The organism is Microcystis sp. BLCC-F209 (assembly GCF_041928595.1).
Taxonomy (GTDB): Bacteria; Cyanobacteriota; Cyanobacteriia; order Cyanobacteriales; family Microcystaceae; genus Microcystis.
This window is the reverse complement of sequence record NZ_JBHFLL010000295.1, coordinates 13,861-27,211: the sequence shown is the minus strand read 5'-3', so window position 1 is coordinate 27,211 and position 13,351 is coordinate 13,861. Positions and strand designations below refer to the sequence as shown.

16 protein-coding genes are annotated in these 13,351 nt (G+C 43.8%); 8 read left to right on the top strand and 8 right to left on the bottom strand.

Annotated elements, in window-relative coordinates; genetic code table 11:
• Window positions 1-467: 467 nt before the first annotated feature.
• Window positions 468-905, bottom strand: a complete 438-nt coding sequence (locus ACE1AQ_RS19140; protein ID WP_110544911.1) for a hypothetical protein — start codon at window positions 903-905, stop codon at window positions 468-470.
• A gap of 237 nt (window positions 906-1,142) precedes the next feature.
• On the opposite strand from ACE1AQ_RS19140, the gene ACE1AQ_RS19135 reads away from it, so the two are divergent.
• The 4 genes from ACE1AQ_RS19135 to ACE1AQ_RS19120 all read left to right on the top strand — a co-directional run bounded on the left by ACE1AQ_RS19135 (window position 1,143) and on the right by ACE1AQ_RS19120 (window position 2,497).
• Window positions 1,143-1,448 (top strand): hypothetical protein, encoded by a 306-nt coding sequence (locus ACE1AQ_RS19135; RefSeq protein WP_002779895.1) that lies wholly within the window; start codon window positions 1,143-1,145, stop codon window positions 1,446-1,448.
• The gene (locus ACE1AQ_RS19130; protein WP_002779898.1) at window positions 1,441-1,722 is read left to right on the top strand and encodes a hypothetical protein; all 282 of its coding nucleotides are present in this window, start codon (window positions 1,441-1,443) and stop codon (window positions 1,720-1,722) included. The genes ACE1AQ_RS19135 and ACE1AQ_RS19130 overlap by 8 nt, the downstream gene beginning before the upstream one ends.
• Before the next feature lie 177 nt (window positions 1,723-1,899).
• Window positions 1,900-2,184, top strand: coding sequence for a type II toxin-antitoxin system Phd/YefM family antitoxin (locus tag ACE1AQ_RS19125; RefSeq protein WP_012264090.1), 285 nt, complete (start codon window positions 1,900-1,902; stop codon window positions 2,182-2,184).
• The gene (locus tag ACE1AQ_RS19120) at window positions 2,174-2,497 is read left to right on the top strand and encodes a Txe/YoeB family addiction module toxin (RefSeq protein ID WP_002771556.1); all 324 of its coding nucleotides are present in this window, start codon (window positions 2,174-2,176) and stop codon (window positions 2,495-2,497) included. Before ACE1AQ_RS19125 ends, ACE1AQ_RS19120 begins: the two co-directional genes overlap by 11 nt.
• Before the next feature lie 262 nt (window positions 2,498-2,759).
• Here ACE1AQ_RS19120 and ACE1AQ_RS19115 read toward each other — a convergent pair whose 3' ends face one another.
• The 3 genes from ACE1AQ_RS19115 to asnS all read right to left on the bottom strand — a co-directional run bounded on the left by ACE1AQ_RS19115 (window position 2,760) and on the right by asnS (window position 4,770).
• Window positions 2,760-2,987, bottom strand: coding sequence for a hypothetical protein (locus ACE1AQ_RS19115; protein WP_002735928.1), 228 nt, complete (start codon window positions 2,985-2,987; stop codon window positions 2,760-2,762).
• Window positions 2,975-3,187: a hypothetical protein gene (locus ACE1AQ_RS19110; RefSeq protein ID WP_079207245.1), complete on the bottom strand. Its 213-nt coding sequence runs from the start codon at window positions 3,185-3,187 to the stop codon at window positions 2,975-2,977. Before ACE1AQ_RS19110 ends, ACE1AQ_RS19115 begins: the two co-directional genes overlap by 13 nt.
• A gap of 218 nt (window positions 3,188-3,405) precedes the next feature.
• Window positions 3,406-4,770, bottom strand: a complete 1,365-nt coding sequence (gene asnS / locus ACE1AQ_RS19105; RefSeq protein WP_374809021.1) for an asparagine--tRNA ligase — start codon at window positions 4,768-4,770, stop codon at window positions 3,406-3,408.
• 321 nt (window positions 4,771-5,091) lie between these two features.
• Between asnS and ACE1AQ_RS19100 the strand changes: the two genes are divergently transcribed.
• Both ACE1AQ_RS19100 and ACE1AQ_RS19095 read left to right on the top strand, forming a co-directional pair.
• Window positions 5,092-5,490, top strand: a complete 399-nt coding sequence (locus tag ACE1AQ_RS19100) for an NINE protein (RefSeq protein WP_002788179.1) — start codon at window positions 5,092-5,094, stop codon at window positions 5,488-5,490.
• Window positions 5,487-6,017: a ComEA family DNA-binding protein gene (locus ACE1AQ_RS19095; RefSeq protein ID WP_008205245.1), complete on the top strand. Its 531-nt coding sequence runs from the start codon at window positions 5,487-5,489 to the stop codon at window positions 6,015-6,017. Before ACE1AQ_RS19100 ends, ACE1AQ_RS19095 begins: the two co-directional genes overlap by 4 nt.
• 185 nt (window positions 6,018-6,202) lie before the next feature.
• On the opposite strand, the gene gyrA is transcribed toward ACE1AQ_RS19095, so the two are convergent.
• The 3 genes from gyrA to ACE1AQ_RS19080 all read right to left on the bottom strand — a co-directional run bounded on the left by gyrA (window position 6,203) and on the right by ACE1AQ_RS19080 (window position 10,753).
• Window positions 6,203-8,755: a DNA gyrase subunit A gene (gyrA, locus tag ACE1AQ_RS19090; RefSeq protein WP_008205242.1), complete on the bottom strand. Its 2,553-nt coding sequence runs from the start codon at window positions 8,753-8,755 to the stop codon at window positions 6,203-6,205.
• Window positions 8,756-8,961: 206 nt separating this feature from the next.
• Window positions 8,962-9,546 carry a DUF4276 family protein gene (locus ACE1AQ_RS19085; protein WP_002751824.1) on the bottom strand — a complete coding sequence of 195 codons (585 nt, stop codon included), beginning with the start codon at window positions 9,544-9,546 and terminating at the stop codon, window positions 8,962-8,964.
• Window positions 9,539-10,753: an AAA family ATPase gene (locus ACE1AQ_RS19080; protein ID WP_106908449.1), complete on the bottom strand. Its 1,215-nt coding sequence runs from the start codon at window positions 10,751-10,753 to the stop codon at window positions 9,539-9,541. The genes ACE1AQ_RS19085 and ACE1AQ_RS19080 overlap by 8 nt, the downstream gene beginning before the upstream one ends.
• 286 nt (window positions 10,754-11,039) lie before the next feature.
• Here ACE1AQ_RS19080 and ACE1AQ_RS19075 point away from each other — a divergent pair, with 286 nt between their 5' ends.
• Together ACE1AQ_RS19075 and ACE1AQ_RS19070 are read left to right on the top strand one after the other, a co-directional pair.
• Entirely contained in the window at window positions 11,040-11,564 is a 525-nt protein-coding gene (locus ACE1AQ_RS19075; RefSeq protein ID WP_110544907.1) for a hypothetical protein, read from the top strand.
• Between the two features lie 3 nt (window positions 11,565-11,567).
• Window positions 11,568-12,380, top strand: coding sequence for an urease accessory protein UreD (locus ACE1AQ_RS19070; protein ID WP_110544905.1), 813 nt, complete (start codon window positions 11,568-11,570; stop codon window positions 12,378-12,380).
• A gap of 21 nt (window positions 12,381-12,401) precedes the next feature.
• Here the strand turns inward: ACE1AQ_RS19070 and ispE are convergent, their stop codons facing one another.
• Window positions 12,402-13,343, bottom strand: coding sequence for a 4-(cytidine 5'-diphospho)-2-C-methyl-D-erythritol kinase (gene ispE, locus ACE1AQ_RS19065; protein WP_008205231.1), 942 nt, complete (start codon window positions 13,341-13,343; stop codon window positions 12,402-12,404).
• Window positions 13,344-13,351: the final 8 nt, after the last annotated feature.

Genomic DNA, 13,351 nt, shown 5'->3' with positions numbered 1-13,351 from the left:
GCTTGACTTAATGGCAATTCTTCAGGAGCAATGTTATCAATTTCATCTACTCCCCAAAGTGGGTAACTTCCATAATCTGCCCAAAGTTTGATTCTGATTGCCATAACTATCATTCCTGAATAAGTTTATTAATTAATCGAGCCGTAGGTTGGGTTGAGCTATCATTATTGCTCAGGTATTACCAATCGGCTCAAAAGGCGAAACCCAACAAACATTGTGAAAATATTCCAGGAAGTTGTTGGGTAACAGGCGTCTGAATAAGTTTATTAATTAATCGAGCCGTAGGTTGGGTTGAGCTATCATTATTGCTCAGGTATTACCCATCGGCTCAAAAGGCGAAACCCAACAAAAATTGTGAAAATATTCCAGGAAGTTGTTGGGTTTCCTTGCGTCAGCCCAACCTACGAATCTCAATGCTGCTGCCACAGGAAAAATCTTCAGGTAGAACCTGAGAACGAGGTAATATATTACCTCCATTCAACTGAGAAACCAGAACCTACTAATCGCAGATAAACGATTCTTCCGGGCAAATTTCCTTTAAAGAGAATTTTTCCGTTAATGGGGACTCTAGAAGGCATATCTCTCATATATACTAGATCACGACCTATTCCTCCAATACGGCCCTCCGATCCCGTCAATTGCTTGCCGGTAGAATCAATGATGATAGAGTCTTTGGGATAAAAATAAAGATCTCTGACTTCCCCTAAGTTTGCAACCATAAAAGTACAAACTACAGAATCATTGTCTTTATTACAATTCTGAATCTCGAAAGCAAAACCATTGCTTACACGTCTCGAATTACGGGCTTGAGCAATATCATCGTGATTCTGATAGAAGTTAGAAGATAAAGCTATAGTTAAGGCTAAAATTGGTAGCCATCTGAAAAATCCTTTTTTCATCACCATTCGCTACTCAGTACATAAGTGTTCGCCCCCTCGCAGCTAGGTGAAGCAACAACCTAACCCAACCATAAAGGAAACTAAAAACAACAATACACACACCCCCCCACAAATGTATCAAAAGCTACAATTTATAAATCTTTACATTCCTGTCCCTCATGGCTTACGCTGGTATCTGTACTACTCCCTTGACAGCATCAGGATTTTCAGTGATCTGGGGATTTGATTGACACTCTAGCTAAAATGTCAGAAAATGAGGGCATAAAAACAATTCGATGGAGTCAAGAAAAGAACAGACAACTTCAACAAGAACGAGGGCTAACATTTGAGATGGTCGTTACAGCAATACAACAAGGAAATGTCCTAGAAGATCTCGTCCATCCCAATGTTACTAAATATCCTAACCAGCGCATGATGGTGGTAAGAATTGGTAGTTATGCTTTTCTGGTTCCCTATATAGATTCGCCATCAGAACTATTTCTCAAAACAATTATTCCCTCAAGAAAAGCGACAAAGAAATATCTTGGACTCCAGAAAAATAATGACTAAGCTTAATCAAGAAGAACAAGAAATTCTCGATTCTTATGAAAAAGATGAGTGGCTTTCTGTCACCACACCAGAGAGAATCACCGAGATACAATCCTATGGGAAAGCTACCCTAAATAAGGATAAGAAAGTTACTTTGCGTTTGTCTTCCCTTGATCTGGATGCTCTTCAATCTAAAGCAATAGAGGAAGGTATCCCCTATCAGACACTTATCTCTAGTATCCTGCACAAATATATCACGGGTGAGCTAGTTGAAAGTAATTTCAAAAAAGGGTAAACCAAAACAACGCAACCCAACACCAAGAGACACATTCACACATACTACCAGACAACTGTATCAAAAGCTACAATTTAATAAATCTTTGCATTCCTATCCCTTCAGATTTTGGGGTTTTTGGGGAGTTCAAGAGCTTGGAATTGTACAATAAGGTTGTACAAGTCTTCCCTAAAAATCATGTTAAGCAAAGAAACCACCTACTCTCAGGCGAGAATGAATTTAGCCAGTATCTTAGATCAGGTGTGTGACGAATCGCAAATTATCGTCATTAAGCGTCGCAATCAGAAAAATGTGGCGTTAATTGCTGAAGATGAGCTTTCCAGTTTATTAGAGTGTGTTTATTTACTGCGATCGCCAGAAAATGCCCAACGCTTATTTCGCTCTTTAGCATGGACCCAGACAGAAGATGCAACTCCTCAAACATTAGCTGAATTGAAAGAGGAGTTAGGAATTGAGTCCTAAAAGAGAAAATAAGCCAGATAAACCTAAAAACAATCCTATTCATGGTTATTTGCCCGTTTTTAGTCCTGATTTCAAAGCAGATTTAGCTTGGTGGTATCGGAACGAACCGAAAAAAGGCGATAAAATCTTAGACTTAGTAGCAGATATTTTGGATGGCGATCCGTTTACAGGATTGGGTAAACCCGAACCTCTTAAGTATATTGCTGCCGACACTTGGTCACGACGGATCGATTTAGAGCATCGTTTGGTTTATAAAGTCACGGGAAATAAGGTTTATTTTTTACAAGCTCGCTATCATTATCAATCAGGCTAAACTCAGACAAACCCATCAAGAACTGTTACAGGAGAAAGGGGACAAAGAACTTAGTGAGTCCCCCCTCGCAGCTAGGTGAAGCAACAGGCCAACCCAAGACAGAAGGAGGATAACAGCACAGCACACACCCCCACAACTGTATCAAAAGCTACAATTTATAAATCTTTACATTTCTCTCCCTGACGAGCTATCCACCATGAAACCCATCCTCAACGCCCAGATGATTTCGGAAGTTAGAGGACAACCAGAATAATGACCAATATCAACGGACGGGACTCAACTGCCCCAATTCGACGCTCACCGCATCAAAGCGATTGTCCCCAGGGCGATAGGAGAGAATTTCCAAGCCAATCGGCTCGCCACTGGTGGAATCCTTAATCAGAATCACCCCATCCCCCAGTTCAGTACAAATCTGCTCCTTTCTGGGTTGCTGCCAGAAGACAGTCAGTAATTCCGTTTCCGGTTCATAGAAAACTTTTACTTGAGCCATAGCATTTCCCCTTCTTTAATCCCATCGGTTTGGTAGGCAGTAATCAAGAACCCATCTCCATTTAAACGCCGAGCCACTGCCACAACCCAACGTTTTTCCTGTCGCTGGCGATAAAATAGCAGCACCCCAGCATCGCCGCTACTGCGTCGAATTTCATCCGGTGAAGGACAGCCCAACCCAACCCTAAAAGAGGATTCCATACAACCACACACACTATCCCCCGTAACTGTATTTTAAGCTACAATTTAATAATTTTTTACATTTCTCTCCCTAACCAGCGATCGAGATTTTGGGGTTTTTGGGGAGTTCAAGAGCTTGGACTTGTACAATAAAGTTGTACAAATCCCCAAAGACCAAGCAAATTAGAGCTGAAAGCTTGAGGATTACAACCTTTCTCCTGTGGGTTCTAGACATCATTCTAAAAGTCGGCACTTAAAGGGGTGCGGGGGAAAGGAATCACATCGCGAATATTGGTCATTCCCGTCATGAATTGTACCAGACGCTCGAATCCTAAACCAAAACCGGCGTGGGGAACGGAACCGTAGCGACGCAGATCCAAATACCACCACAAATCATCGGGATTCATTCCCTGTTCCTGCATTCTTTGGATTAATACATCTAATCGTTCTTCCCGTTGGGAACCGCCGATAATTTCGCCGATCTTGGGCGCTAAAATATCCATAGCGGAAACGGTTTTATTATTGTCATCTAGACGCATATAAAAAGCTTTGATTGTCTTGGGGTAATTAGTGACAATCACGGGTTTTTTAAATAGTTCCTCCGCTAGATAACGTTCGTGTTCTGACTGTAAATCTACGCCCCATTCTACGGGAAACTCGAACTGACGATCAGCTTTTTCTAATAACTCGATCGCTTCGCTATAGGTAATCCGGCCAAACTCACTATTAACGATATTTTCGGCCGTACTTAACACCGTTTTATCGATACGTTCGTTAAAAAACTGCAAATCTTCGGGACAATTTTCCAAGACGAATTTAAAGATATATTTCAGAAAAGCTTCCGCTAAATCCTGATCTCCTTCCAAGTCACAAAAAGCCATTTCCGGTTCCACCATCCAAAACTCGGCCAGATGACGGGAAGTATTAGAATTTTCAGCGCGAAAAGTCGGGCCAAAAGTGTAAACATTAGATAAAGCCATGGCCATTACTTCCGCTTGTAATTGTCCACTGACGGTTAAATAGGCCCGTTTACCAAAGAAATCCTCGGCAAAATTGGCGGGTTTTTTTAAGTCTAAACTGGTGACAGTAAATAATTCCCCCGCACCTTCGCAGTCGTTAGCGGTAATAATAGGAGTATGTACCCAAATAAAGCCCTTTTCTTGGAAAAAAGTGTGTATAGCGGTAGCGCAAGCGTTTCTAACCCGCATTACTGCTCCTAGGGTGTTGGTTCTTGCTCGCAGATGGGCAATAGTTCTTAGGAATTCAAAGGAATGACGTTTCTTTTGTAGGGGATAATCCGGGGGACAGTCACCATAAAGGGTGATTTCGGCCGCTTTTAACTCGATATTTTGCCCTTTACCCGGAGAAGGAACCAAATTTCCCGAAACAGCGATCGCCGCTCCTGTACTAATTGCTTTTAGTACATTTTCATAATCGGGTAAAGTCGGTTCGAGGATAACTTGTAAGTTGGCCAGGGATGAGCCATCATTAACTTCCAGGAAAGTAAATTCTTTTAATTCTCGTTTTGTTCTCACCCAACCCTGCACGGTGACGGATTGATCCGGTTGTCCTGTCTGAAAGATTTCCTTGATTCTGCTAGTCATTGCTTATCCCTATGTTAAGTGGCTGAGTGGAATTAAATATAAGATGAACGTAGGTTGGGTTGAAGCATGAAACCCAACGCCAGATTATGTTACGCTACCGCTAACCCATCCTACAAATAATTGTGTCTCCCTACTTAGAACCAAAGAGTAAGTGGGTGGGTGGAATTAAATATAAGATGAACGTATGTTGGGTTGAAGCATGAAACCCAACGGCCGCATGGGTTACGCTACCGCTAACCCATCCTACAAATAATTGTGCCTCCCTACTTATTTTAGAATAGAAGGTTCAGATCAGGCTAAAATCAATCTCGAACAGGTCTCATGCTTCTGGTGGAAAAATTATTAAGTAAGCCCAAAAGCCGTAAATTAGCGATTTTTTTGGCTTTTATCGGCAGCATTCTCGCTTTACCCTTTCCTATCGCCGGTATTCATAAATTTTATCTCGGTCAACCTCTCTGGGGAATTATTTATCTTCTCCTCTGGCAAACTCCGATTCCCCGGGTGGCTTGCGCGATCGATGCAGTGTGGTATTTAATCCAAGATAACCAATTTTTGGCTAACTATTTTCCCACTGCCACCGCTGCTGCCACTGTCCCCAGTTTAGAGCCTAAACAAGTAGAGGCGATCGGGGCAGCTTTAAGGGAATTAGAGCGCCTCCGGCAAGAAGGATTAATTTCTGAGTACGAATTTGAAGAAAAACGGCGACAATTACTACAATGACACCGCAAAACTGGTTAGGACGCACTTTTAACCCTTTAAAAGCCAAAATTAGCAATGATCCCTATTATCGCTTTCGTTCCCTCGATGAGATCGCTATGGCGGCACAATTGGGCATTAAAATTAATGTCAGTCAAGCGGGTGTGGATGATTGGCTGCGATTGCCGGGGATATCCATCCATCAAGCGCGAATGTTGGTGGAATTGTCGGGTATGGGGGTAGAATTGCTTTGTCTTGAAGATCTAGCCGCTGCTTTGAGTGTTCCTGTGGCTAGATTGAAAGCTTGGGAGCCGATTCTAGAATTTGCCTATTATAGTCCCGAAAGTCACCTCGCACCCCCTAAAATCAATCCTAACACCGCTTCGATCGAGCAGTTAACCACCTTACCCCTGATCGGCGATAATTTAGCAGCTGCCATTATTAAAAGCAGAGAAGAACAGGGATTATTTAAGAATATTGTGGATTTTAAAGGGCGTTTATCCCTAGACGCTCAGGAAATCTCCCAATTAATGCACTTTTTCCAGTTTTAATCCCAAATACTCAGGAAAGGAGACAGGAGACAGGAGACAGGTTTTAGGTGTTGGGGGTTGGGGTTTTGGGGTTTTGGGGTTTTGGGGTTTTAGTTCAATTTCCCCATTTCCCCACTTCCCCACTTCCCCATTTCCCACTTCATAATTCATAATTCATAATTCCCACTCCCCACTTCCCTGCAAATCTAAATGTCTTCAGATTCCTCCGCATCACTAGGGGGAACTAGGGCGACAGCAGCGATCGCATCGTCCTCATCGAGTTTTTGTACCCGGATACCTCCGGCCGATCGCGATTGGGGAGTAATAGCATCGACGGATTGACGGATGATAATGCCCCGTTCGGTGATAATCATAAATTCCTCGTTGGGGTTAACAACGTGCAGAGCCGCTAATTTATCGTTCTTTTTGCGGAATTTAATCACTCTGACTCCTAATCCCGCCCGATTTTGCAGACGTAGGAGGGTAACGGGAACCCGTTTTCCTAGTCCTGCCATGGTAATCGCTAACACCCAGGGGCCATTATTAGCCACTTCGGGGTTAATTTCTTCGCTTTCGTCCTCGGTTTCTTCTTGGTTAGATTCAGCGATTTGGGCGACAATTTGACTAGGCAGGATGTCCATACTAATTAATTCGTCACCTGAGCGCAATTTCATCGATTTTACGCCTTTAGTTGCCCTTCCCAAGGAGCGCAATTGTTGACTATCGGCCTTAAAATGAATTGCCATCCCCTGACGAGAACCGATAATGACGCTATCTTCCTCTTTAGCCAAGCGAACCCAACGTAGTTGATCACCGTCTTCGAGAGAAATGGCGATTAAACCGTTCGATCGAATATTACTAAAGGCAGCGAGGGCGGTTTTCTTGATAAATCCCTTTTGTGTGAGCATAATCAGGTAATTATCTTCGCTGAACTCGCTGACTGCCACCACCGAGGTAATTTTCTCCCCTTTGGGAATCTCTAACAGTTGCACGATGGGAACGCCGCGAGCGGTACGGGAACCGGTGGGGATATGATAGGCATTGAGACTATAGACAACCCCGCGATCGGTGAAAAAGAGGACGCTATCGTGATCGCGGCAGGTGATAAAGTGATCGATGCCGTCGTCTTCTTTCATTTTTGCGCCAGCTTTGCCCCTTGTCGCCCGATTTTGGGACTCAAAGGTATTAACGGGCATTCTTTTGATGTAACCCTGTTCAGTGACGAGAATTAAGGCCTGTTCGTTGGCAATCAGGTCAGTTTCGGCGATTTCTCCTTCCCGTTGTTCAATATGACTGCGACGGGGGGTAGCGTGAATCGTTTTGATCTGTTGCAGTTCTTCCTCGATAATGCTGTCGATCCGTTCTTTTCTGGCTAAAATATCCTGAAGATCGCCGATTTTTGTCAGTAATTCCCCGTGTTCTTGCTGAATTTTCTCCGATTCTAGGGCGGTTAACCGTCGCAGCTGCATTTGTAGGATTGCGTCCGCTTGCACCTCTGAAAGACCAAAATTCTGCACTAATCCCTCTTTTGCACTAGCTGTGTCGGCAGCACTGCGAATTAGGGCAATGACTGCATCGAGACTAGCGAGGGCAATTAGTAAACCCTGAAGGAGATGATCCCTTTCCTCGGCCTTGCGGAGTTCATAACGGGTACGACGGGTGATAACTTCTAGGCGAAAATCGAGGAAAACCCGAAGAAACTCCCTTAAAGTCAGTAATCTCGGTTCGTTATCGACTAATGCCAACATATTCGCCCCAAAATTCGACTGGAGGGGCGTTTGTTTATAAAGATTGTTGAGGACGACGCGGGGATAGGCATCTCGTTTCAGTTCGATCACTACCCGGATGCCGTCGCGATCGCTTTCGTCCCGCACATCGGAAATACCGTCTATTTTGCGATCATTGACCAAATCGGCGATTTTTTCGATTAATGCCGCTTTATTGGTTTGATAGGGCAGTTCGGTGATGATAATAGCATCTCGATCGGGTCTTCCCCTTTGTTCGATGGTTTCAAAGGAGGCGACTCCCCGCAGGGTAATGGAACCCCGGCCGGTGGTGTAAGCTTCCTGAATGCCGTCTCTGCCAAGGATATGCCCCCCGGTGGGAAAGTCCGGCCCTGGGATATAACGCTGTAATTCCGTATCGGTGAGATCCGGGTTATGGATGAGGGCAACGGTTCCATCGATAATCTCGGCCAGGTTGTGGGGGGGAATATTGGTGGCCATACCGACGGCGATCCCCGATGAGCCATTAATTAGCAGTTGTGGGACTCTAGAGGGTAAAACCACGGGTTCCTGTTGGGAACCATCGAAGTTATCGGCGAAATCGACGGTTTCTGACTCGATATCCTGTAGTAGGGCGTTGGTGGCCAGGGTGTGCAGACGACACTCGGTATAACGCATGGCCGCCGGGGGATCGTTATCGATCGATCCGAAGTTACCATGACCGTTAATCAGGGGATCGCGCATGGAGAAATCCTGGGCCATGCGGACGAGAGCATCGTAAACAGCAGTATCCCCGTGGGGGTGGTATTTTCCTAATACTTCCCCGACGACTCTAGCGCATTTGCGGAAGGGGCGATCGGGGGTTAATCCTAGTTCGTACATCGCGTAAAGAATGCGCCGGTGTACGGGTTTCAGTCCGTCCCTAGCGTCGGGCAAGGCTCGCCCGACGATGACGCTCATGGCGTATTCTAGGTAGGAACGGGACATTTCATTGCTTAAGTCTGTGGGGACGACATGATCCTGGGCGGCGGTCATAGGGGGGTTAACTCCAATAACAAGGCAAAAAAAGCGTTTTTGTGATTAAATTCGCTAAAAGTCGGGTTTTTACCCTTTTGATGTGCAGAATATGCCCATTTGTACGACTATTTTACCATAAAATCCCTCTTTTTTGGGGTTTAGAACAGTGTCAAGTCAGTAGTGGTCGCAGATACCTTGGCTGGGATGGACGGGTTAATGGTTTGCTATCCTCTTGACAGAGATTGCAGAAAGTCGAGAAGATCTTTAAAAGAAGGACAACAAGTGGCACAAAGTTCTAAATTTAGCTTTTGGGCTAGTTCAAGATTCATGTTGGTACTATAACGGGGTTTTCTATTTTCACCGATTGACAATTTGATCAATTCTTCTTTCGGTTTGATAATTAGGTGAGGGTTTGGGTGAGCTTTTCCCTTGCCTCGTCCCACATATTTAACAACTTCTGGATCAGACCAAAACCAAGCCTCTAATTCTTCTATTGGGATGCAGATATATTTCCTGATACCATTAATATTAGAACAGCTTAATTCTAAGTGATCTCGCAATCGTTTTTCATCGTTAAGAGAGTTATTCTTGGGATTACGATCTAAATCATGAACAATGATAAAAGCATCACATCCTTCCCTTGTCATAACTTTAAGTTTTGCTGACAGTTTTCTCTTTAATGTACTAGAGGATTTAGATGCCCAAGATTTTGTCCTAGTATTTGTCCCCAGCACGCGATGGATAATTTGACGAAACACATCGCAGTCCGTCTCATCTTCGGCAATTATGGCGATCAAGTTACTACTCATCGAGAATACCACTGTAAATCCAGTCTCCTAAATCTCCTTCTTCACAGAGGTACTCGACAACTTTTTCAATCTCTCCTTCTTCTAGTTTCCTAACACTTGTCCGTCCCTGGTTACGATAAACTAAGCTAATATTTTCTGGCTTTGTCCAAGCTACTACTTGTGGTGAATGAGTTGATATAATTAAATTTTCATCCCAAGTATAGGATTTAATTTCATTTAATAATTTTGCTAACATTGCGGGATGTATTTGTGTTTCTGGCTCCTCAATTATGGTTGTTGCATTAGGATGGTGAGCAATTATTTCGATCAGAATTGATAAAACTCGCAAGGTGCCATCGGAGAGTAATCCAATATTGACTCCATCTAATAATACTGAAGCGATGTACTCTTCGTCTTTACCTTGGACTGTCTGTCCAGAATGCTCACTCAAAACAAACTTCTGCACAGTGATTTTCTTGGCAAGTCTTATTCGTTGACAAACATTTTCTAGTTCATCAAAATCATCCGTACCCACCCAACGAAATATTCTCCGAGCTAGAGTATCTGCTAGATCAAATCGACTGGCAGAAATCTTCTTACTTGTCACCTTTAATAAAGAAGGCTGTCGTCTTGATGTGCGACGGATAGGAGCTTTGCCAAGAAGACGAATCCCTTTGAAAATAGCATAAACCCACTGCATTTCTGGAGGTAAATTTAGCGATGAATTTCCAGGTATATTTGACTGTCGCAGCGAGGTAGTATTGCCAAGAATAGCAAATATTGGCTCACCATTATTATTAAAGCTTGTTAGTCCAAATTCGGTTTTCCAGAGAAGTTCTTGATCTCCATCAATATACTGACAATAATCATTCCAAGAAAAGGAATTTTCCAAGGAATTATCGTTAGTGGTATCATCTATGTCTGTATCTAGATCGTCCATAGAAAAGGGGATGATTAGCTCATACCTGTATCCTAAGCGCCGGTTAGTCGGTGTTAGAATTTCAACCTGCAAAATTGAGGGAATGCTATCACTATCAATCATCCGAGAGCCGATCGATCTACCGATAGCACAGGATGAGATGGCTTCAAATCCTTCTAGGATAGCGGATTTCCCCGCACCGTTTCTCCCCACTAATACCCCAACTTGGTTAACTAGGGATAGGGAAACTGGACCACCTAGCACACCCCAACCATCGAGGGTAAAAGATAATAGTCTAGGCTGGTTCATATTAAAACAATTCTAGTTTTTGGGACCATACAGGGCTTTATTAGTTAATTATATCCAATCTATCTGATCTTCCCTCAGTTTTCTGGGCTGGTGGCTGGCGATCGCATCTGAAGACCACTTTTAGCAGTTTTTCCCTCGATAATTTAGGATAAAATAAAAATGCGATCGAGAGTTAATACCATGGCCCGATCGGCAGCTCAAGAATCGATGATAATTGAGATTAATGATCCCTTAACTCCAGCGAAGACTATTAACCTGATTTTCCCAGCGCAAAAATTACCCCAAAATGCTTACTCCTCTCCTCTGGCAAAGTGTCAATCCCCACCCCGATAATCTGGAGAATTTCCAAATTATTAGCCAATGGTGGCAAGATTTAAATCTTAAGGAAGTCTTCTGGCAACAGCGTTTAATTCCCGATACTGGCTCTCTGGAAGATATTAATTGGGAGCAGCAAGGTTTTGATGAAAAGTTTAGCATCCAAATGCCTCAAATTCGGGGGATTACCCTCTATTGGCATAAATCTACTTTTGCTGACGAAAGAAGCATGACACCTAAACAATTAATTTTAGATCGGGAACGGGAGCAATTAGACATTTATCCTCAATCCCAACCTAGTTTAGTTATTCGGGTGACGAAACCCCATCTAGTTTATCAAAAATTCGAGCTAAAAAATCCTCTCCTAGTCGGCAAAAAAGCGGAAAGTGAATATATTTTACTGATCAGGGATAAAGAACAGCAAATAGAAGTTAAAATTAATCTCAGTCCCGAAAATTATCGGCAATTTCTAGAAACCATGACCGAGGATCAATAAATAATGTGGCAGGGAAACCTAGAACTAATTTACAAGCAAAAAAATCTCGCAACCGAGATTAATCACGTCTATGCTACCGCCCCTTTAAAAGTACAAAGACCTTTTTATCCCGAAGGAAAAAACCTTTGTCATACGGTGATTTTACACACGGCGGGGGGAATAGTTGGCGGTGATGTTCTGCAACAAAAAATTCATCTCCAAGCCGCTACTAATGCCCTGATTACCACTGCTTCTGCTGGAAAAGTTTACCAGAGTAACGGTCAGATGGCACAGCAATTAATCGAGATTAAAATCGATGACAATGCCGGGTTAGAATGGCTACCCCAAGAAACAATTATCTTTAATGGTGCAGCATTTCGCCAACATTTACGAGTGGATTTAGGGGAAAATAGCAGTTGGCTGGGATGGGAAATTACCCGTTTTGGCCGCAGTGCGCGAGGCGAGAAATTTTTAGCGGGAGAATGGCATTCTAATTGGGAAATTTGGCGATCGGGACAACCTTTATGGATTGATCGATCCTTCCTGTTGGGTGGTAAAATGATCGAGGGATTTTCTGGTTTAAATGATAGCGCCCTGATCGGTACTTTAGTTTATATCGGTCAACCGGTGGGCAGAAATTTAATCGAGAAAGTGAGAGATTTTTCCCTAGAAGGAGAGATGGGAGTTACTAGCACTTTAGGAGATGGTCTTTTATGTCGTTATCGGGGCAATTCTAGCGGTGAGGTGCGACAATGGTTTCAGCAGGTTTGGCAAATTTTAAGACGAGAAATAAGCGATCGAGAGGCAATTATTCCGCGAGTTTGGTTATCTTGGTAAAGGCGGTTAATTGTCATTTTCTCAAGTCACTTGAATGCCTGTATCGGTGATTGGGGCTATCCAAAATTGTAGATCGGGAGCGACGAGAATTTCCCGGGCCTCTTTAACGATAGTTTCCGCCACTTCCTGAGATGAACAGAGAGTAAAAACCGTCGGGCCAGAGCCTGACATCATCGTTCCCAAGCCGCCTAAATCCCCTAGAACCTGTCTTAACTCGGCTACGAGGGGAAATTCGGGTAAAACCACCTTTTCGAGGTCATTGTGGATAAATTTGCCGATAGCGGCTGGTTTTTTCTGTGCGATCGCTTGTACCAAAGCCCCGGAACTCACCTGCTGACGACGGTGATGAAAGTCCTCTGGAGAAGACAGATAGGTATCCTGAAATTTTTGCCGATAGCTTTGGTAGGCCCAGGGTGTAGGAACGGATAAATGATCGTATTTAGCTAAAATAACCCATAATCCGGTTAGAGGAGCGATCGGATCGAGAATTTCTCCCCTTCCCGTACAGATAACCGTTCCTCCTGTCACACAAAAGGAAGTATCGGACCCCAATCTTGCCGCTAAAGTTTCTAATTCCGGACGGGTTAAGCCTAATTCCCAGATTAAATCGATACCGACTAACACCGCCGCCGCGTTGGTGGAACCCCCCGCTAAACCGGCAGCCACGGGAATATATTTCTCGATGGTGATATCGATGCCGCCGTAATTGGCAAAGACGCGGGGGAATTCCTTCGCCATCAAAGTGGCAGCCCGATGGGCGAGATTACTGCTATCTTGGGGGACGAGGGGATGAGAGCAAAAGAGACGGAATTCCTGCAATCCGTTCGGCCGGAGAGTGATGCGATCGCATAATCCCACCGTCTGCATCACCATGACTAACTCGTGGAAACCATCAGGGCGATCGCCAACGATTTCTAGATATAAGTTAATTTTAGCGGGGGCTAGAAGGGTATAACTGTGCATTTGTCAAG